The 19,260-nt window shown below is 68.2% G+C and carries 17 protein-coding genes and 2 pseudogenes; 12 read left to right on the top strand and 7 right to left on the bottom strand.

The window, feature by feature from the left end:
- Positions 1-5 precede the first annotated feature (5 nt).
- Both HCA44_RS03665 and HCA44_RS03660 read right to left on the bottom strand, forming a co-directional pair.
- Positions 6-578: a TetR/AcrR family transcriptional regulator gene (locus tag HCA44_RS03665; protein WP_169647161.1), complete on the bottom strand. Its 573-nt coding sequence runs from the start codon at positions 576-578 to the stop codon at positions 6-8.
- Positions 579-649: 71 nt separating this feature from the next.
- Positions 650-2,374 carry a glycerol-3-phosphate dehydrogenase/oxidase gene (locus HCA44_RS03660; RefSeq protein ID WP_169647351.1) on the bottom strand — a complete coding sequence of 575 codons (1,725 nt, stop codon included), beginning with the start codon at positions 2,372-2,374 and terminating at the stop codon, positions 650-652.
- 105 nt (positions 2,375-2,479) lie between these two features.
- On the opposite strand from HCA44_RS03660, the gene glpK reads away from it, so the two are divergent.
- Positions 2,480-3,985: a glycerol kinase GlpK gene (glpK, locus tag HCA44_RS03655; protein WP_169647160.1), complete on the top strand. Its 1,506-nt coding sequence runs from the start codon at positions 2,480-2,482 to the stop codon at positions 3,983-3,985.
- Here the strand turns inward: glpK and HCA44_RS03650 are convergent.
- Complete coding sequence (locus HCA44_RS03650) at positions 3,970-5,178, bottom strand: PLP-dependent aminotransferase family protein (protein WP_169647159.1); 1,209 nt, start codon at positions 5,176-5,178, stop codon at positions 3,970-3,972. The two genes, glpK and HCA44_RS03650, sit on opposite strands and share 16 nt — an antisense overlap.
- Before the next feature lie 214 nt (positions 5,179-5,392).
- A complete protein-coding gene (locus HCA44_RS03645) occupies positions 5,393-6,799 on the bottom strand; it encodes an NAD(P)H-quinone dehydrogenase (RefSeq protein WP_169647158.1) in 1,407 nt (468 codons plus the stop codon).
- Positions 6,800-6,930: 131 nt separating this feature from the next.
- On the opposite strand from HCA44_RS03645, the gene HCA44_RS03640 reads away from it, so the two are divergent.
- A complete protein-coding gene (locus HCA44_RS03640; RefSeq protein WP_169647157.1) occupies positions 6,931-7,401 on the top strand; it encodes a gamma-glutamylcyclotransferase in 471 nt (156 codons plus the stop codon).
- Positions 7,402-7,497: 96 nt separating this feature from the next.
- Here HCA44_RS03640 and HCA44_RS03635 read toward each other — a convergent pair whose 3' ends face one another.
- A complete protein-coding gene (locus tag HCA44_RS03635) occupies positions 7,498-7,815 on the bottom strand; it encodes an RNA-guided endonuclease TnpB family protein (protein WP_346764557.1) in 318 nt (105 codons plus the stop codon).
- 143 nt (positions 7,816-7,958) lie between these two features.
- Between HCA44_RS03635 and HCA44_RS03630 the strand changes: the two genes are divergently transcribed.
- The 10 genes and pseudogenes from HCA44_RS03630 (at position 7,959) to HCA44_RS03585 (ending at position 17,230) form a co-directional block, all read left to right on the top strand.
- Positions 7,959-8,648 carry a TnsA-like heteromeric transposase endonuclease subunit gene (locus HCA44_RS03630; RefSeq protein WP_226435562.1) on the top strand — a complete coding sequence of 230 codons (690 nt, stop codon included), beginning with the start codon at positions 7,959-7,961 and terminating at the stop codon, positions 8,646-8,648.
- A complete protein-coding gene (locus HCA44_RS03625) occupies positions 8,645-10,699 on the top strand; it encodes a helix-turn-helix domain-containing protein (RefSeq protein WP_172506154.1) in 2,055 nt (684 codons plus the stop codon). The genes HCA44_RS03630 and HCA44_RS03625 overlap by 4 nt, the downstream gene beginning before the upstream one ends.
- 114 nt (positions 10,700-10,813) lie before the next feature.
- Positions 10,814-11,749, top strand: coding sequence for an AAA family ATPase (locus HCA44_RS03620; protein ID WP_169647156.1), 936 nt, complete (start codon positions 10,814-10,816; stop codon positions 11,747-11,749).
- Positions 11,750-11,795: 46 nt separating this feature from the next.
- Positions 11,796-12,662: a TniQ family protein gene (locus HCA44_RS03615; RefSeq protein WP_072738915.1), complete on the top strand. Its 867-nt coding sequence runs from the start codon at positions 11,796-11,798 to the stop codon at positions 12,660-12,662.
- A gap of 148 nt (positions 12,663-12,810) precedes the next feature.
- Positions 12,811-13,182: a metalloregulator ArsR/SmtB family transcription factor gene (locus HCA44_RS03610; protein WP_054720048.1), complete on the top strand. Its 372-nt coding sequence runs from the start codon at positions 12,811-12,813 to the stop codon at positions 13,180-13,182.
- Complete coding sequence (locus tag HCA44_RS03605; RefSeq protein ID WP_169647155.1) at positions 13,179-15,137, top strand: cation-translocating P-type ATPase; 1,959 nt, start codon at positions 13,179-13,181, stop codon at positions 15,135-15,137. Before HCA44_RS03610 ends, HCA44_RS03605 begins: the two co-directional genes overlap by 4 nt.
- Positions 15,134-15,650, top strand: a pseudogene (gene lspA, locus HCA44_RS03600) (signal peptidase II). Before HCA44_RS03605 ends, lspA begins: the two are co-directional and overlap by 4 nt.
- A pseudogene (locus HCA44_RS03595) lies at positions 15,647-15,993 on the top strand (DUF3703 domain-containing protein). Before lspA ends, HCA44_RS03595 begins: the two co-directional pseudogenes overlap by 4 nt.
- 428 nt (positions 15,994-16,421) lie before the next feature.
- Entirely contained in the window at positions 16,422-16,823 is a 402-nt protein-coding gene (locus tag HCA44_RS03590; protein WP_169647154.1) for a MerR family transcriptional regulator, read from the top strand.
- Positions 16,820-17,230 carry an alkylmercury lyase gene (locus HCA44_RS03585; RefSeq protein ID WP_246222381.1) on the top strand — a complete coding sequence of 137 codons (411 nt, stop codon included), beginning with the start codon at positions 16,820-16,822 and terminating at the stop codon, positions 17,228-17,230. Before HCA44_RS03590 ends, HCA44_RS03585 begins: the two co-directional genes overlap by 4 nt.
- 42 nt (positions 17,231-17,272) lie before the next feature.
- Here HCA44_RS03585 and HCA44_RS03580 read toward each other — a convergent pair whose 3' ends face one another.
- Positions 17,273-18,430 (bottom strand): ATP-binding protein, encoded by a 1,158-nt coding sequence (locus tag HCA44_RS03580; RefSeq protein ID WP_169647153.1) that lies wholly within the window; start codon positions 18,428-18,430, stop codon positions 17,273-17,275.
- Positions 18,427-19,125, bottom strand: a complete 699-nt coding sequence (locus HCA44_RS03575; protein WP_066904106.1) for a response regulator transcription factor — start codon at positions 19,123-19,125, stop codon at positions 18,427-18,429. The genes HCA44_RS03580 and HCA44_RS03575 overlap by 4 nt, the downstream gene beginning before the upstream one ends.
- Positions 19,126-19,260: the final 135 nt, after the last annotated feature.

The raw sequence follows: 19,260 nt of genomic DNA, 5'->3' as shown, positions 1-19,260 counted from the left end.
ACACCTCACTCTCGGCGGTTCGCTTGCATCACCAGACTGACGCAATGCGACACGAATTGCTGTCGCGACGCGTCGAGCGTGCCGTCCAGATATCCGATGAACAGGGTCGTGAGAGCTCCCACCACGCCGACCGCGACGAGTTGCCGAGACACGGGGTCGGCGACGGCTTCGAGTTGTTCGCGCACGAGTTCGACGAAGGCGGGCATGAGTTCGAGGCCGCGACGGCTGAGTGCGGGCTCGGACAGCGGCGCCACCAGCAGCACACGGCCCGCGGCCGGGTGGTCGACCATCATCTCGACGAACGCACCGACGGCCCGTTCGGCGCGTTCACTCGGCGTGGTCGTCGAACCGACGGCGTCGACGAGCGCCGACCGTGCCCGCTCACCGACCTCGGCGTACACGGCGCGGACGAACGCGTCGCGGTCGTCGAAGCTTTCGTAGAAGTAGCGTTCGGTGAGCCCGGCCGCGCGGCACACCGCGCGCACACTCACCGAGGGCCCGTCGGCGGCCCCGAGCAACTCGATTCCCGCGACGACCAGGGCCTCGCGCCGAGCTTCGCGGCGTGCGTGCAGGTCCACCGTTCCCCTTCCGTTCGCCCCCACTGTATTGCCTTGTGAGCACTTGACGAGTCCAGGTACGCCTGGATCGCTCACAGGGGGGTGACGGGCTCGAGCAGTTCGGCCCGCGACTCGGGCGCCCCGGCCCGCAGCGCGTCGGCCGACTCGTCGTCGGGCTGCTTCTGCGATTCGACCTCGGCGCGCACGCGCGCAAGGTAGGTCTGCACCTCGCGCTCGCGCGTCGCGTCGTCCCACCCGAGTACCGGCGCGACGAGCGCCGCGACCTGCTCGGCACAGTCGACTCCGCGATGCGCGTATTCGATCGCGATCCGGGTGCGCCGGGCGAGGATGTCGTCGAGATGCAGTGCGCCTTCCGCGGCCACCGCATACACCACCTCGACCTGCAGGTACGACGGCGCACCGGCGAGCGGGGCGAGCACCTCGGGCGCGTCGGCCGCGAGCGAGAGGACGTCGTCGACGAGCGAGCCGTACCGGTCGAGCAGGTGCTCGATGCGGTACGGGTGCACGCCGTACTCCTCGCCGAGCCGGATCGTCTGGTTCGCGAGCGCGAAATAGCCGTCGGCCCCGAGCAGCGGCACCTTCTCGGTGACCGACGGCGCGACCCGCGCCGGAATGTCCTGGGCCGCAGTGTCGACCGCGTCCTTCGCCATCACCCGGTAGGTGGTGTACTTGCCGCCCGCGATCGCCACCAGGCCCGGCGCGACGCGCGCCACCGCGTGCTCGCGGGACAGTTTCGACGTCTCGTCGCTCTCACCCGCGAGCAGTGGGCGCAGCCCCGCGTAGACGCCCTCGATGTCGTCGTGCGTGAGCGGCGTGACGAGGATCGTGTTGACGTGGTCGAGGATGTAGTCGATGTCGGCCCGTGTCGCCGCCGGGTGTGCGAGATCGAGATGCCAGTCGGTGTCGGTGGTTCCGATGATCCAGTGGCTGCCCCACGGGATGACGAACAGCACCGACTTCTCGGTGCGCAGGATGAGCGCGGCGTCGCTGACGATACGGTCGCGGGGCACCACGACGTGCACCCCTTTCGACGCCCGCACGCGGAATCGGCCGCGCTGATGGGACAGCGCCTGGATCTCGTCGGTCCACACGCCCGTCGCGTTGACGACGACGTGACCGCGGACGTCGCCGACGGCGCCGGTCTCGGTGTCGCGCACTCGGACACCCGACACCCGGTCGGCTTCGTGCCGGAACCCGACGACCTGTGTGGACGTGCGCACGACGGCGCCGTACTGGGCGGCGGTGCGCGCGAGGGTCATCGTGTGTCGCGCGTCGTCGACGACGGTGTCGTAGTACTGGATACCGCCGACGAGCGCATCGCGGCGCAACCCCGGTGCGGTGCGCAGGGCCCCCGCGCGCGTGAATTGCCGGTGTGCGGGTACCGATTTCGCGCCGCCCATGCGGTCGTACAGGATCATGCCCGCGGTGATGTAGGGCCGCTCCCACAGCCGGTGTTCGAGCGGGTACAGAAAGCGCAACGGCCTGACCAGGTGTGGCGCGAGTTTCGTGAGCGAGAGTTCGCGTTCGCGCAGCGCTTCGCGCACGAGGCCGAACTCGAACTGTTCGAGATACCGCAGACCGCCGTGGAACATCTTCGACGACCGACTCGACGTGCCCGACGCGTAGTCGCGGGCCTCGACGAGCGCGACCCTCAGGCCACGCGTCGCGGCGTCCAGCGCGGCGCCCGCACCGACGACTCCCCCACCGACGACCACGACGTCGAACTGTGTGTCGGTCAGCTCTTCCCATGCGTCCGCGCGCTGCGACGGGCCGAGGCGGACGGTTTCCGGCTGCATGCTCACTGCGGTCTCCTGCTCAACTCGGGCTCCTGTCGGTGGACGGGCCACGCGCGCGGGCCGAGAACGAGGCGCGTGCGTGTCCAGGCTAGTAGCTTGAAGCACGTGGCTCAGTACATCGTCGCGATCGACCAGGGCACCACCTCCAGCCGGTGCATGATCTTCGACCACGACGCCGTGGTGGTCGGTTCCGCCCAGAAGGAACACCGGCAGATCTTTCCGCGCGCGGGCTGGGTCGAGCACGACCCCGTCGAACTGTGGTTGAACACGCGCGAAGTCATCGCTCTCGCGCTCGCGAAGGGCGATGTGAGTGCGCGCGACGTCGTGGCGCTCGGCATCACGAACCAGCGGGAGACGACCGTCGTGTGGGACCGCACGACGGGCGAGCCGGTGTACAACGCGATCGTGTGGCAGGACACGCGCACCGACGCGCTGTGCGACCGTCTCGCGGGCGACGAGGGGCGCGAGCGCTTCCGCGACCGCACGGGCCTTCCGCTCTCGACGTACTTCGCGGGACCGAAGGTGCGGTGGATCCTCGACAACGTCGACGGCGCACGCGAGCGCGCCGACGCCGGCGAACTGTGTTTCGGCACGATCGACAGCTGGCTCGTGTGGAACATGACGAATGCCGGCGGGGGCCGCGGCGCGGTCCACGTCACCGACGTCACGAACGCGTCGCGCACGATGCTGATGAACATCGAGACCCTCGAATGGGACGAGGACCTGTGCCGCGAGTTCGGGATCCCCATGTCGATGCTGCCCGAGATCCGCAGTTCGTCCGAGACGTACGGTGCGGTCCGCGAACGGGGTTCCCTCGCGGGAGTGCCGATAGCGGGCATCCTCGGCGATCAGCAGGCCGCGATGGTCGGCCAAGCGTGCTTCTCGGCAGGCGACGCGAAAAGCACGTACGGCACAGGAAATTTCGTTCTGCTCAACACCGGCACCGAACGGATCTTCAGCGATCACGGCCTGCTCACCACCGTGTGCTTCCGGTTCGGCAGCGAACCCGCGGTCTACGCGCTCGAAGGGTCGATCGCGGTCACCGGCTCCCTCGTGCAGTGGCTCCGCGACAATCTCGGGATGATCGCGTCGTCCGCCGAGGTGGAAAGCCTCGCCCGTGAGGTGGACGACACGGGCGGCGCGTACATCGTGCCCGCGTTCTCGGGACTGTTCGCGCCGCGCTGGCGGCCCGACGCGCGCGGCGTGATCACCGGACTCACCCGATTCGTCGACCGCCGCCATCTCGCACGTGCGGCACTGGAGGCCACCGCGTACCAGACCCGCGAGGTGGTCGATGCGATGACCGCGGACTCCGGTGCCACGCTCGCCGAACTCAAGGTCGACGGCGGCATGGTGGTCAACGATCTGCTCATGCAGTTCCAGTCCGACATCCTGGGCATCCCTGTGATCCGGCCGCAGATCATCGAGACGACGGTCCTCGGCGCCGCCTACGCGGCAGGCCTGGCGGTGGGCTTCTGGGCGGATCGGGCCGAGGTCGAACGCAAGTGGGCGACCGATCAGCGGTGGCAACCGCAGATGGACGACGACACCCGTGCCCGGCTGACGGACGGCTGGAACGACGCCGTCCTGCGCAGCTACGACCTCGCATGAGCGCAGGCCCGCACGCGAACGTGTCGTGACCACGCACCGTGCAAGCGCCCGACGGCCTCCACGAGCAGTTCCTCGCGGTAGGTGACGAAGCACAGGCGCGCACCCGACCGCCCCCATGCGGGTTCGGCGTCGGGCGAGAACGCCGCACCGGGTACGAACGCGACGCCCTCGTCGGCCGCATCGGTCAACAGGAGTTCGGTGTCGACGCCGCCGCCGAACCGCACCCAACAGAACATCCCGCCGCGCGGCCGCGACACGGTGACGTCGTCGCCGAATGCGGCCTCGAGTGCGTCGACGAGCGTCGCGGCACGCGCGCGGTAGGCCGCGCGGACCCGGTCGACGTGCGGGTCGAGCCATTGCCGGTCGTCGAGCAGCCCGGCCGCGATCTGCTGTGTGAGCGACGACCCGCACAGGTCGGCACTCTGCTTGAGTCGCTCGACGGCGGAACACAATTCGGCGTCCGCATGCAACCAGCCGACGCGCAGCGCGGGCACCAGGATCTTCGACACACTCGACAGACGCACCACCCTGTCCGAGTACGCGGCGAGCGAGGCGGGCGGCGCGACGTCGAACCACAGCCTGCCGTACGGGTCGTCCTCGACGATCCGGAAGTCGTAGCGTTCGGCCAACGCGGCCAGTGCTCGCCTGCGGTCGTCGGCGAGCACGACTCCGCGCGGGTTGTGGAAGTTCGCCACAGTGTGCACGAGTTTGGGCCGCAGACCGTTCTCGAGCAGCGTCGTCAGCGCCTCGACGTCGAGGCCGTCGTCGTCGAGTGGGACGGTGGTGATCCGGGCCTGCGCGGCCTGGAACACCTGAAGGGCACCCGTGTAGGCGGGGCTTTCGAGCACGACGTCGTCGCCGGGATCGAGCACGACCTGCGCGACCAGGCTCAGTGCCTGTTGCGAGCCGTTGGTGACGACGATGTGGTCGCCGTCGAGGTCACGACCGCACCTGTCGAACCGGGCGATCGCGTCGCGCACGTCGCGTGATCCGACGGTCTCCCCATACTGCACCGACGACGGTGCGGCGAGCACCCGCGCGGCTTCGGCGGCGACGCGTTCGCGGTCGAGGAACTCGGGTGCGGGCAGGCCGCCCGCGAGACTGAGGATCTCGGGCTTCGCGGTGAGCGAGAGGAGATCGCGGATGGCGGAGCTGCGCAGCTCCGCCATCCGCGACGAGAATGCGAGGGACATACGGACTCCCGGGGCCGCCCGGAATTCACGGCGCGCGTGGAAACCGGACGACGGACGAAACGGTAGGCGACTGAACACCCTGGCCGTCCTGGATCACGGGGCGGGAGAGCGCCGGACACGGCGGAGCGGGGTGACCGCCGTACCGGCCACCCTACTCCTTCCCCCATAATCTGAAACGAGATGCCCGAATGGTGAGACGAAGCCCTCGATCGACTCAGTCGAGGTCGTCGTGACGCATCAACTGCCGTGCGGCCTCGGTGATCGAGCCCGACAACGACGGGTACACCGAGAAGGTATTCGCGAGATCGGTGACGGTGAGATTGTTCTGCACCGCCATCGCGAGCGGCAGGATCAGCTCGGAACCGTTGGGCGCCACCACGACACCGCCGATCACGACGCCCGTCGCGGGACGGCAGAAGATCTTGACGAAACCGCGACGCAGGCTCGACATCTTGGCGCGCGGGTTGGTGTTGAGCGGCAGCATGACCGTGCGCGCCGGTACCTGGCCGTCGTCGATAGCGGCCTGACTGACGCCGACCGTCGCGATCTCGGGCCGCGTGAACACCGCGGAGGCAACGGTTTTCAGCTTGATCGGGCTCACGCCCTCGCCGAGCGCGTGGTACATCGCGATCCGGCCCTGCATCGCGGCGACCGATGCGAGCGGCAGCAGGCCCGTGCAGTCGCCCGCGGCGTAGATGCCCGCGACAGTGGTCCGCGACACGCGGTCGACACGCAGGTAGCCGCCGCGATCGAGCTCGATGCCCACCTTCTCGAGCCCGAGGCCGGTGGTGTTGGGCACCGAACCGACCGTCATGAGTGCGTGACTGCCCTCGACGGTGCGCCCGTCCGACAGCGTGACCACGATCCCGTCGCCGACCCGCTCGACAGCATCGGCGCGCGCGTGCTTGACCAGTTCGACACCGCGCTCGGCGAGCGCGTCCTCGAGCACGAGAGCCGCGTCCGCGTCCTCGCCGGGCAGCACGCGGTCGCGGCTCGACACGAGTGTGACCTTCACCCCCATCTCGGTGTAGGCGGACACGAACTCGGCGCCCGTGACACCCGAGCCGACCACCACGAGGTGCGACGGCAGCTCGTCGAGGTCGTAGAGCTGGCGCCAGTTGAGGATGCGTTCGCCGTCCGGCTCGGCACCCGGGAGCACGCGCGGGCTCGCGCCCGTCGCGATCAGGACGACATCGGCGTCGAGGGTGCGCTCGTCGCCGTTCCCGAGTACCGCGCGCACCTGGTGCGCCGCCATGCCGAGCAGCGGGTCGATCAGCTCGGCGCGGCCCGAGAGCAACTCGACGCCCTCGGTCTGCAAACGCGCACGGATGTCGGACGACTGCGCCTGGGCGAGGCCCTTGACGCGCGAGTGGATCTGCGGAAGCGAGATGCGCGCCTGCGACGGATCGAGCGCGATCCCCAGATCGGTGGCGCGGCGCATGTCGGTGCGGATCCCGGTGGAGGCGATGAAGGTCTTGGAGGGAACGCAGTCGAACAACACGCACGCGCCGCCGATGCCGTCCGAGTCGACCACCGTGACCTGTGCTCCGTGCTGTGCCGCCACGAGAGCTGCTTCGTAGCCGGCGGGACCGCCGCCGATGATCACGATCCGGGTCGTCATTCGTCCTCCACATTCTGGGCCGACCGGGGTCTCCGGGCGGCGAGCCGGACGCGGCCGAGCACGCGTCCGCAGTCAGCGTGTTCCGCACACTGCACGCAACAGGTTACTAGCCACAGATTAGGCTGACGCCCGTGCCGATCTATGCCGCTTACGGGTCCAACATGGATCCCGAACAGATGATGCAACGCTGCCCGCACTCCCCGATGGCGGGCACCGGCTGGCTGCACGGCTGGCGGCTCACCTTCAGCGGCGGCGACATCGGGTGGGAGGGCGCACTGGCCACCGTCGTCGAAGACCTCGACGACCCCGAGGCGAAGGTGTTCGTCGTCCTGTACGACGTCCCGTCCGAGGACGAGCAGCGACTCGACCGTTGGGAGGGCTCCGAGCTCGGCATCCACCGCAAGATCCGCGTCCGCATCGAGACGCAGGACGGACCCACGCTCGCGTGGCTCTACGTGATGGACGCGTACGAAGGCGGCCTGCCGTCGGCGCGCTATCTCGGGGTGATGGCCGACGCCGCGGAGGTCGCGGGCGCCCCCGAGGAGTACGTCCGCACACTGCGTACCCGCAACAGCCGCAACGTCGGTCCCGGCACAGACTGACCGTTGACGTCCTCCCGGCCGTGAACGACCAGGATTCCTACAGCGGCACGTCGTGCCGCTTCGGTGGGTTCCTGTTTCACCGGGACCTGCCTTCCGCTACGCGGCAGGACTTACGGTCCCTCCACAGGCGTTTAACCTCTCCGCACGTCCTGCGGCGAGAATGTTGATTGCGGCGTTCAGGTCGCGGTCGTGGACCGCACCACACGCTGCACACGTCCACTCTCGAATCGAGAGCGGCTTCGGCCCGTCGACCACTCCACACGCCGAGCACGTCTGGCTCGACGGGAACCAGCGATCCACCTTCACGAAGGTCCGCCCATATCGTGCGGCTTTCTCCTCGAGCATGGCGGTGAACATGCCCCACCCGGCGTCGTGTACCGACTTCGCCAACCGTGTTCGCACCAACCCGGACACCGCCAGGTGTAGGTTCTCGGATTCGGTGTCAGTTTCTCAATTTCATGTCAGTCGCCTGTCAGCGGCGTGTCGGTTTCTCAAATTCGTGTCAGTAGCGGGACCCTGAAAAAGTGCCCCGGACCAGCGAGGTTGAGGTCAGGTACGTGCAGGAATCAGGTGATCCTGTCGCGACGACCCTCGCTGCGGCAGATCCCTATCGGATGATCCTGGGCCTGCCGGTACGGAAAGTCCGCAGTCACCCCCATCAGCGCCACTATTCCGGGATGTTCTGGTCGGCCACCAACCGTGGCCACGTCCTCTACGAGAGCCGACTCGAACTGGACCGGTTGTGGCTGGCGGACTACGCACCGGAAGTGGTGCGGATCGCCGCACAGCCGATGTGGCTGTGCGGCCCGGACGGGAAGACCATGCGTCGGCATGCGCCCGATCTGCTGCTCCAACGCACAGACGGCGGATTCACGGTCGTCGACGTCAAACCCGCCGAGTTCGCCCGTCGCGACGCAGTTGCGCAGGTGTTCGCCTGGACCGAACGACTGTGTTCGAGTCGGGGCTGGTCGTATGAAGTGTGGACCGGTGCAAACCCAGTAGTGCTGGCGAACCTCCGAATCCTCGGGGGCGCTCGTCGTAGCGAGTGGATCGACCCCGCGGTGATGAGGGCACTCGACAGCGTCGCAGTGCCCGGGATGACCCTCGACGACCTCGCCGCATCGGTGAACAGGCCCGGCTCGCGAATCGCGGTGCTGGCGAAGCTGTGGTCCGGTCTGTGGTCGGTGGACCTGACGGTGCCGCTGTCCGGACAGTCGCAGGTGTCCGGTGTAAGGAGCACGCCGTGACCAACATCGTCGAACTACGTGCAGGAATCAAGGTCTGGCTCGACGGCTGCTCATGGGAAGTCGTGGCGCTGCAGGGACACGATGTCACCCTCCGGTCCGGAGAGCGGATGCAGCGTGTCGCGGTCACCGAGATCGCGGCACGGGGAACAGCGATCTCACCGCCGGACGACACCGCCTCCGCTGACCCTGCTGCCGTAGTGCTCTCCTCGCTGACCGCAACCCAGATTCAGGAACTGGAAACACGAGCCGAACACGTCCGCGGCATCCTGACCGAGGTTGCGACCTCCGGCGCCGAACTCGAATCGGTGTTGGCCACCAGAGCGGCGGAACTTCACGTCTCTGTGCGCACCCTGTACCGCTGGATCGCCGGATACCGCGCGGCAGGAGTTGCCGGACTCACGGACAGTCGGATCCGTAGCCGCTACGCCACCAGTGTCGATCACCGGTGGGACGCAGCATGTGTGCGGGTGCTCGATAGGTACGTCACCGTCTCGACCCCGACGATCGGCGCGGTCATCGATGCCGTTGCCAAGGACCTGGAAGCAGAATTCGGGCCGGGCATGGTGCCGTTGCCCTCCCTGAGCACGGCATACCGGCGGGTGAAGACATTGTCGAAGGGGCGGCACGCGTTCGGTAGCGCGAAAGGCCGGCGGTCGGTGGCGGACCGGCCCCGCGGTGTCCTCGGCCGACTGCGCGCGACCCGTCCGGGGGAGTACGTGGTGCTCGATACCACCGCGCTGGATGTGTTCGCGATGGAACCGGTCACCATGCGCTGGGTCGGGGTGGAGTTGACCGTGGCGATGGACCTGTTCACCCGCTGCATCCTCGGACTGCGCCTGACACCGCTATCGACGCGGTCCCAGGACGTGGCGAATGTGCTGTACCAGTGCATCACTCCCGCCCGCGACACCGACCCGACTGCGGATCAACTCTGGCCGTATCACGGGGTGCCGCGAAACCTGCTCGTCGGCACCGAGTCCCCGGACGGGATCTCCCAGCGACGCGTCGGGGATCTACCGGCATGTCTGCCCGAGGCGATCGTCGTCGATCACGGCAAGCAGTACCTGTCCTCTCATGTGATCGGAGTCTGCGCCCGACTGGGTATCACCGTTCAGCCGGCGATCCCGCACAAGCCCACCGACAAACCCACCGTCGAACGCTTCTTCCGCACCCTGCGCGAATCACTGCTACAGCACCTGCCCGCCTACAAGGGCCCGGACGTGTACTCACGGGGCAAAGACGTCGAAGACGCCGCGTTCTACTACGCCAGCGAACTCGAGCAGATCATCCGGGAATGGGTGGGCCGGGTCTATCACCACACCCGACATGACGGGCTGTGCGTGCCGGAACTGCCGCGGGTGGGGTTTTCGCCGAGCGAGATGTTCGAGATCGGGGTCGCCAAATCGGGTGGTCTGCTGTTGCCGGCGAATCCGGATCTGGCGTATGAGTTCCTCGATGTGCGTTGGCGTACGATCCAGCACTACGGCGTCGAGGTCGACGGACTGCGTTACGACGGATCCGGGCTCACCTTGTATCGCACCACCCGTTCGCCGTATGGCGGTGTGCACGCCGGCAAGTGGCCGATCTTCGTCGACAATCACGACATCCGGCACGCCTGGTTCCAGGACCCGGACAGCCACCGTTGGCATCAGTTGGTGTGGGAGCACGGCGCTTGCCTGAACCAGCCGTTCAGCAGGGACGCCGCCGACTACGCCAAACGCATCGCCGTGCGCGAGCATCGCCACTTCGATCCCGCCGCCGCGGTACGGGATCTGCTGCTCGCGTGGAGCCGAGACGACGTCGCGACACGCCGCGACCGCGCCCTGGCCCGCCGACTCAGTGCCCACCGCCCGCATCCGGAAACCGAAGGACAGCAGTCCGGTATCGACGACGAACGCGACACTGCGTCCGTGCCGGGCGTCGCCGAGCTGCTCGACGAACTCGCCACCAGTCGAACTCAACGGTTGGAGGTGGTCGACGACGTCGACGTATTCGACCGGTACTACGCGGAGCATCCCGACGAAGACGTGTTCGAGGTGTTCGACGAATGAACCCCTGGGCCAACGTATGGCACTGTCCGCTACCAGCTCTCCCGCAAACAGGGCTGGCACGCCTTCGTCACCGCCCCACCGCGTGAACCGTTCGAGGTCCTCTCCCGCACCGCGATGTCCCGACTGTCGCAGGAGGAGCTCGAGGACTACAACGAAGCCCGGATGGTGTGGAACGCCAACCTGCCGACGATCAAGACCAGCCAACTCGCCGCCGCCTACGGGATCTGCGATCAGGTGATGGCCTCGGCGTATCGGGACGGCGACAAGCTGCGCGGCTCGGTGGTCATCGACGCCGAACCCGGCCTCGGCAAGACCACCATCGCCACCCGCTATGCCCGCGACGTCCACCGGCGAGTTCTGCGCCGCGACGGACCCCTCACCGTGGAGGGGCATCAACGGTGGCCGGTGGCGTTCATCCCGCTCAGCGCCGGGGTCACCCTCAAAGGCCTCAATCAGCAGATCCTGCGGTTCTACGGCCATCCGGCCGTGGACCGTGCCTCCACCTCGAAACTCGGGGCCTTGGCGGTGGACTGTGTCACCTCCTGCGGTACCCGGTTGATCGTGCTCGACGATCTGCACTTCGTCGACTTCCGGCACCGCAACGGCCTGGAGGTATCGAACCATCTCAAGGGTTTGGCCAACGACATGGCCGCTACCTTCATTTACGTCGGGGTGAATCTGACCGCCAAACGCTTCTTCGACGAAGGCCTGCTCGGCGAGCACACCGTCTACGCCCAGACCAGCCGCCGCGCCACCCGCTGCCCGGTTGCCCCGTTCAGCATCGACACCGACACCGGGATGCGCGGCTGGCTCGCGCTGCTGCGCACCGCCGAAGAACACCTCACCCTCGCCGGCAGCCATGACGGGATGCTGTGCGAGCATGCTCGGCTGCTGCACCGCCGCACCCAGGGGCGGATCGCGTCGTTGACGAATCTGCTCGACCGGATCTCGTATCTCGCGATCGTCACCGGCGTCGAAGCCGTCACTGCTGAGTTGATCACCACCGCGACCGTCGACAATGCCAGCGAATCCGCCGCCCGCACCGGCTGATACCGGCTGGTCCCGCCCTGGCCGGCTCAGTGGTTGGGGAACCACTATGGCCACGATAAGAGTCGACCGGTGGCCGATCACCGTGCAACTACATCCCGCCGAGTATCTGCCGGGCTGGCTGATGCGCGTCGGCTGTCGCTACCAACTGACCCCGATCCAGATTTTGCGCGAGCTCCGTGTGCCGCGGAGCCCGACCGGATATCACCTCGTTCTCGAGCACCTGAGCCTGCACGCTCGGTGGATCGCCGCTCACCTCGGTGTCCCTGCCGGTGACCTGCGCGCCGCCCTGTGGGGCCGGCCGATCGATGCCGCCGCGGCACGGTACCTGGTGCACCACCGCCACATTCGGCCCGACCGGGGAGGATCGCGTTTCTGTGCCCGATGCCTGGCCGAACCCGATCCGTGGTGGCATGCAGGCTGGGCCAATCCGCTGCTGCCGCTCTGTGTACGCCACCAGGTGTATCTGCAGTCGACATGCGAAGGCTGCGGTCAGGTGCCGTGGACAGGAACGGCGTGGATGAGCGCTCTGGCCCCGCCGTGGCAGTGCCCGCAGCGCCATGCTCGCGAACCGCAACGCCCGGGGCGTGTGAGACCGTTCTGCCGATACGACCTGCGTGACGCTGCTGTCCTCGCTGCACCGGCGAAGCTGTGTCATGCCCAGCAGAATCTGATCGAGTTCGCTGCCCTCGCCGACCTTCAGCCGAGCCGACAGTTGCGCTACGGCACCACCGACATGCCCATCACCGAGGTGCTCGACGAGCTGTGCCGTCGATTCGTCGACACGATCGGCTCTCCCGTGCGAGGACCTGGCGACCGGCCTGGACAGTCTGAGCAAGGCGATCCTCCCGCGAGGCAGAACTGGCATGCGACCCGTTGGCCGTTCCAGGCTGGGAGCCAGCCGGCCAGTCTGTGAACGTCCCTTGAGTCGTGACGAGCCGGTCCGAGAATCCGCCAGCCGTCATCATTCGCGACCGTTGTCGGAGTCCGCACTGGCGGAGTAGAACGCGCGTTGTCCCGCTCCCTCCGCTTGATTAATCATGTTTCCTCAATATCATCGTTTTATGACGATGAATGAGCGAGCGACGACCTGCTTCGGTGAAAGTCTCGACTCTGCAGCAGCGTTGTTCCACAGTCTCTCCGACGGCACCCGCCTGGCCATCGTGCGCCGCCTCGCCGCCGGGGAATCCCGAGTAGCGGACCTGGTCGGCGAGCTGGGATTGGCGCAATCGACAGTGTCGGCGCACGTGGCATGCCTGCGGGACTGCGGCCTGGTGCAAGGCCGCCCGCAGGGCCGGCAGGTGTTCTACTCGCTGGCCCGACTGGAACTGCTCGACCTGCTGGCCTCGGCCGAAACCCTCCTGGCCGCCACGGGCAACGCCGTCGCGCTGTGCCCGAACTACGGCACCGACACCGACACGGGAGTGACGGCATGAGCGACGCCTGCGGATGCGGCCCCGACGAACCCCGCGTCGAGGGCGAAGACGACCAGGAGCCCGACAAGTGGTGGCAGGTCACCGAGATCCGGGCGGCCGCCGCCGCGGGTGTCCTGCTGATTGCGGCCCTGATCGTCCGCGTCACCGGTGGGCCCGACGCTCTCGGGACGGGCTTCGAGGCGGTGGCGCTGGTCGTCGCCGGCTACACCTTCGTCCCCTCGACCCTCAAGCGGCTGGCCCGCGGCAAGATCGGGGTCGGGACCCTGATGACGATCGCTGCCGTCGGCGCCGTGCTGCTCGGCGAGGTCGGCGAAGCCGCGATGCTCGCGTTCCTGTTCGCCATCAGTGAGGGTCTCGAAGAGTACGCGGTCACTCGCACCCGACGGGGCCTGCGCGCCCTGCTGAATCTGGTGCCGGACACTGCCACCGTCCTGCGCGGCGGCCGGGAACAGACCGTCGCCCCCGCGGAGTTGGGGCTCGGGGAGATCATGATCGTCAAACCCGGGGAGCGGCTCGCCACCGACGGCACCATCCGCACCGGGCGCACCGCCCTGGACACCTCCGCGATCACCGGGGAATCGGTGCCGGTCGAGGCCGGACCGGGCTCCGAGGTGTTCGCCGGGTCGATCAACGGCACCGGCGTTCTCGAGGTCGAGGTCACCGCCGGCGCGCAGGACAACTCGCTGGCCAAGATCGTGAAGATCGTGGAGGCCGAGCAATCCCGCAAGGGCGAGGCCCAGCGTCTGGCCGACAAGATCGCCAAGCCCCTGGTGCCGGGAGTGATGGTTGCCGCGGCGTTGATCGCCGCGATCGGCAGCGTATTCGGTGATCCGCTGGTGTGGATCGAACGCGCCCTGGTCGTGCTGGTCGCCGCGTCCCCGTGTGCGCTGGCCATCGCGATCCCGGTGACCGTGGTCGCCGCGATCGGCGCCGCCTCCAAGCTCGGCGTCCTGGTCAAGGGCGGTGCCGCCCTCGAAGCGTTGGGCCGGATCCGCATCGTCGCGTTGGACAAGACCGGCACCCTGACCCGGAACCGCCCCGAGGTCATCGACGTTGCCACCACGGGCGGCGCCACCCGCGCCGACGTTCTGAATGTCGCCGCTGCGCTCGAGGCACGCAGTGAGCACCCCCTCGCTGCAGCGATCCTCGCCGCCGTCGACGACTACACCCCCGCCGAGGACGTCGACGCGGTCCCCGGTGCCGGACTGACCGGTCACGTCGGCGGCATTCCTGCCCGTCTGGGTCGGCCCGGGTGGATCGACCCGGGCTCTCTGGCTGCCGATATCGAGCGGATGCAGCACGCCGGAGCCACTGCGGTGCTCATCGAACGGGCCGGCGCCCTGATCGGGGCGATCGCGGTGCGCGACGAACTTCGTCCCGAAGCCCGCGACGTCGTCGCGGGGCTGCGCCGCGACGGTTACACCGTGGCGATGCTCACCGGCGACAACGAGCGCACCGCACGAGCGTTGGCCACCGATGTCGGTATCGACGAGGTGCACGCCGATCTGCGTCCGGAGGACAAGGCCCGCATCATCGACACCCTCCGCGGTACACGGCCGACGGCGATGGTCGGCGACGGTGTCAACGACGCCCCTGCCCTGGCCACCGCCGATCTGGGGATCGCGATGGGCGCGATGGGCACCGACGTGGCCATCGAGACCGCCGACGTCGCCCTGATGGGTGAGGACCTGCGGCATCTACCTCAAGCCCTGCAGCATGCCCGCCGATCACGAACGATCATGTTGCAGAACGTCGGCCTCTCGCTCGCGATCATCACCGTCCTGATGCCCCTGGCCCTGTTCGGTGTGCTCGGGTTGGCGGCGGTTGTCCTGGTTCACGAGGTCGCCGAGATCGTCGTGATCGCCAACGGGGTCCGCGCCGGCCGCGCCCACGCCCTCACCGAGGCACCACCATCGACAAAGATGCCGGAACCGGCCACCGGAGCCCGGCTATGACGCCGGATGACAGCTCTGTCGCACCCTCGGTGGCCGGGGCCGGGCAGGGTCGCAGACGCGGCAGTCTCGTCGTACTCGCCGGCGCGCTGGCTGCTCTCGCGCTGATCCTCGACCCGGTGGCCCGCGACGCGCTATCTGACGGGCGGGCACTCGATCTCGGTCTGCTGCAACTGCGCCTGACCTACAACACCGGGGTCGCATTCAGCCTCGGCGACCAGCTCCCCACCGCCGTCGTTCTCACCGTCACCGCGGCCATCACCGCGACGATCGGTGTGTACGCCTGGCGCACCGCACCCGACAGTCACCCGCTCCAGACCCTCGGATTCGCCGCGATCGTCGCCGGCGCCACCGCCAACGTCATCGACCGCTTCCTCGACGGCACAGTCACCGACTATTTCCACACCGGATGGTTTTGCCACCTTCAACCTCGCCGACACCTACATCACCTGCGGTGTCGTCCTCGTCCTCGTCGCACTGTTCCTCGAATCCACCAGTAAGGACCCCACGCCATGAGCCGAATGCCCGCTTCTCTACGCACGGTCTACATCGCGGAAATGGCCGCTGCCCGCCACACCGACGACGACGCCGGGCGCTGGCACCACCTCGAACGCGCCCACATCCTGTCCCAGCCGTATCCGTGGCCGCACACCCGCAACCACCTCGCCATGCTCGGCCTCGCCCTGCGCCAGCGCGACCGTCGTGAGGCTCTCGGTCAGATGGTGCGAATCATCGTCACTGCTCCCGGGTTCGCGCTGGGCCGCTACCCGACGGGAACACCGGACGGACTGCAGCTGGGCTGATGACCCCGATGCCGATCCCCGCCGATCTGGCCGCGATGCTCACTCGGCCCGCCTGAGACCGCGTCGCTCGCAGCAACTGTGCCGCACCGAAACGACACCTCCGGCTAGTTGACCGGCCTCCTGCACTGTTTCTGCACCGTCCGCCCTCCTCGGCTCGACAGCACCGGTCAAAGAGCAGCTCCGCGCATGCGCTGCGCACCACGGATAACGTGTGCCGACGGGCAATGGCGCGGTACCTCAGAGTCGCAGAGCTCGACTTCCCTCACACTGCCGAGTCGAGGTGAACGAGTCCTGCGACCTGACTTCCCCTCCTTCGGGAAGGGAAGAACCTTCTCCGTCATGCTACGAGGAAAGCCCGGGACCGGCACGGGCACGTGCGCGTTGCCTTTGATGCACAGGCTGCGGGTCAGCGGGACCGAAGAATGCGCCAGGGAAGCTGGGCGGCATTGACCCTGTACTCGGGTACAGGGTTGAGAATGTGTGGATGCGAACCGGTGAGCTGGCAGCCAGGGCGGGAGTCAACGCGCAGACCCTGCGCTACTACGAGCGTCGCGGCCTGCTCGCGCGACCGGCCCGGTCCCCGTCGGGCTACCGCAGCTATCCCGACGACGCGGTCGCGGTGGTCCGGTTCGTCAAACGATCCCAGGAGCTGGGGTTCACCCTCGACGATGTCGCCGAACTGCTGAACCTGGCAGACGGCGGCCCCGACGACTGTGACACCGCCCGCGCCTTGACTGAATCCCGTGCCGCCGAGCTGGAACGCCGTATCGCCGACCTGCAGCGCATGCACGGCTCGCTGACCGAACTGATCGCGACATGCGGGCTGCCCCGCAACCACCGGTCCTGCCCGGTCCTGTCCTCGCTACACGAAGGAGACCACCCGTGAAACTGGACATTCTCCAGGTCCCCGACTGCCCCAACGTGGCGGTGCTCGAGCGGCGTATCCGGCAGGCCACCGCCGGCGAGCCGGTGCAGCCGGAGATCACCCTCCGCGTGATCGACGATCCCGGCCGGGCCGCCACCGCGGGCATGACCGGCTCGCCCACGCTGCTCGTCGACGGCCGCGACCCGTTCGCGATCCCGGGACAGGTCCCGAGCCTGTCCTGCCGCCTCTACCCCTCCGACACCGGACGGCTCGACGGCGCACCCTCGGTCTCCGACCTGCGCACGGCTCTGCGACTCGACTCGAACAGCCCACCGGAAGCTGACGACAACACCACGTCCTCGTGCTGCACCTCGGCCACGGCTGACAGGACGATCGAGCAGCGGTGCCTGCACGATGCGGACACCTGACGGAACATGGCCAGGCGTGACAACGCTTGATGTCCCTGCAGTTCAGAGCCTGACGATGGGCAGTTCGAGGGTGAATCGGGCTCCGTGTCCGGGTCCGTCGCTGTGTGCGCGGATGCGGCCGTGGTGGGCTTCGACGAGGGCACGGGTGATGGTCAAGCCGATACCGCTGCCGCCGTGGCTGCGGTCGCGGGCGGTATCGGCACGGTAGAAGCGATCGAAGAGATGGTCAAGGTGCTCGGGAGCAATACCCTCACCGGTGTCTGCCACCGTGACCTCCACCCGATCGTTGCCGGCTCGTCTGCTGGTGACGGTGACCGTGCCGCCACAAGCGGTGTGACGCAGGGCATTGTCGAGCAGATTACCCAGGACCTGGCCGAGCCGATCGGGATCGACCGACACGACCATGGAATCGTCGAGACGGCTGTGCAAGTCGACGCCTTTGCTCTCGTACCGTTCGCGCACCGCATCGACCGCGGCGGTGACGAGGGCGCCGGTGGTGGTGGGCACCGGCCGGATGCGGGTGAGGTGTTCTTCGGCGCGCGAGACCGCGGTGATGTCCTGGGCGAGACGCCCCAGCCGGTGGGTGGCCTCGCGCAACACGTGTCGAGTGTCGTCGTCGAGAGTGCGGACGCCGTCGTCGAGGGCTTCGAGATAAGAGTCGAGGGTAGCGATCGGGGTGCGCATCTCGTGGCCGAGGTCGGCGAGCATCCGGCGACGGGTACTTTCCGTGGCGCCGAGGCGGCGAGCGAGTTCGTTGACGGTGACGGCGAGTTCGTCGAATTCGCGGCCGAGACCGGGGCTGGGTACGCGGGTGTCGTACCGGCCACCGGCGATCCGGGCGGTCGAGGTGGTCACCGCGGTCAACGAGCGTTGAACACGCCGGGTGACGTACCAGCTCACCGCCAATGCCAGCAGCACCGCGACCGCGACCGCCAGACCCCAGGCAAGGACGATTGCCCAGGCGAACGCCTCTTCGACGTGCGCGGCCTGGCTGGAGTTGTGGTCGATGCCGGCCTGGCCGAGGTGATCGTGGAAGATGCCGGGCGCGAGGGCGGAGGCGACGAGCCACGCACTGGCGGCGCAGCCGACCACCACCACGGTCAGGGCGAGGAAGAGCCGGGTACCGAAACTCGATCCCGCCAGCGCTTGCCGGGGCGATGCGGCTGAATCTCGTCTGCGGTGGGGGCGCCGGGCCGTCATTGTCCGGCGCCCATCTTGTAGCCGACCCCGCGGACGGTGCGCACATAGCGGCCGCGGGTGGCGTCGTCGCCGAGTTTGCGGCGCAGATGACCGATGTGCACGTCGACCAGGTGTTCGTCGCCGGTCCAGCTCGGTCCCCACACCGCCTCGATCAGCTGGGCCCGGGTGAGCACGGTACCGGGATCGCGGGCCAGGGCAGCGAGGACGTCGAATTCGGTGCGAGTCAAGGCCACCGGCCTCCCGGCAACGGTGACGTCCCGGCCGTCGACATCGAGGGCCAGGTCCCCGGCGCGTCGGATCAGATCGGTGGTGGCGGTCTCGGCGGGTCCGGGTGTGGCGGTACTGGCGCGGGGACGGCGCAGCATGGCCTGGATGCGGGCCATCAATTCGCGGGGGCTGAACGGTTTACTCATGTAGTCGTCCGCGCCGACGGACAGCCCGATGAGGGTGTCGATTTCTTCGGTGCGGGCGGTGAGCATCACGACATAGGCGTCGGAGAACGTCCGCAGTTGCCGGCACACCTCGACCCCATCGAGTCCTGGCAAACCGAGATCGAGGACCACGACGTCGGGGTCGACCTGTCGGGCGAGGGCGACGGCGTCGGTGCCGTCGCCGGTGAGCGCGGTCTCGAACCCGTCGCGTTCGAGATACGAGCCGATCAGGTTCGCCAACGGTGCTTCGTCTTCGACGACCATCGCCCGCAACCCGGTCGACGGGCGCGGCGGCGCCGCAGGATCGCTGGTCGCGGTGGGAGTGCGAGCGGAGGAGTCCATGGCGTCCATCTTCACCAGCGGACACCGCTGCCGACGACGCAGTGGGGCTTCTTGAGC

The sequence above is a fragment of the Rhodococcus sp. HNM0569 genome (assembly GCF_012726205.1).
GTDB lineage: Bacteria > Actinomycetota > Actinomycetes > Mycobacteriales > Mycobacteriaceae > Rhodococcus_F.
The sequence above is the reverse complement of the archived record's forward strand: the minus strand, read 5'-3'. Positions and strand labels throughout refer to the sequence as shown.

Coding starts and splice junctions, on each gene's coding strand:
- HCA44_RS03660 (WP_169647351.1), bottom strand. CDS start 2,374: ATGCAGCCGGAAACCGTCCGCCTCGGCCCGTCGCAGCGCGCGGACGCA.
- HCA44_RS03650 (WP_169647159.1), bottom strand. CDS start 5,178: ATGTCCCTCGCATTCTCGTCGCGGATGGCGGAGCTGCGCAGCTCCGCC.
- HCA44_RS03645 (WP_169647158.1), bottom strand. CDS start 6,799: ATGACGACCCGGATCGTGATCATCGGCGGCGGTCCCGCCGGCTACGAA.
- HCA44_RS03575 (WP_066904106.1), bottom strand. CDS start 19,125: ATGGTCGTCGAAGACGAAGCACCGTTGGCGAACCTGATCGGCTCGTAT.
- HCA44_RS03580 (WP_169647153.1), bottom strand. CDS start 18,430: ATGACGGCCCGGCGCCCCCACCGCAGACGAGATTCAGCCGCATCGCCC.
- HCA44_RS03615 (WP_072738915.1), top strand. CDS start 11,796: ATGGCCACGATAAGAGTCGACCGGTGGCCGATCACCGTGCAACTACAT.
- HCA44_RS03610 (WP_054720048.1), top strand. CDS start 12,811: ATGACGATGAATGAGCGAGCGACGACCTGCTTCGGTGAAAGTCTCGAC.
- HCA44_RS03590 (WP_169647154.1), top strand. CDS start 16,422: ATGCGAACCGGTGAGCTGGCAGCCAGGGCGGGAGTCAACGCGCAGACC.
- HCA44_RS03620 (WP_169647156.1), top strand. CDS start 10,814: ATGTCCCGACTGTCGCAGGAGGAGCTCGAGGACTACAACGAAGCCCGG.
- HCA44_RS03605 (WP_169647155.1), top strand. CDS start 13,179: ATGAGCGACGCCTGCGGATGCGGCCCCGACGAACCCCGCGTCGAGGGC.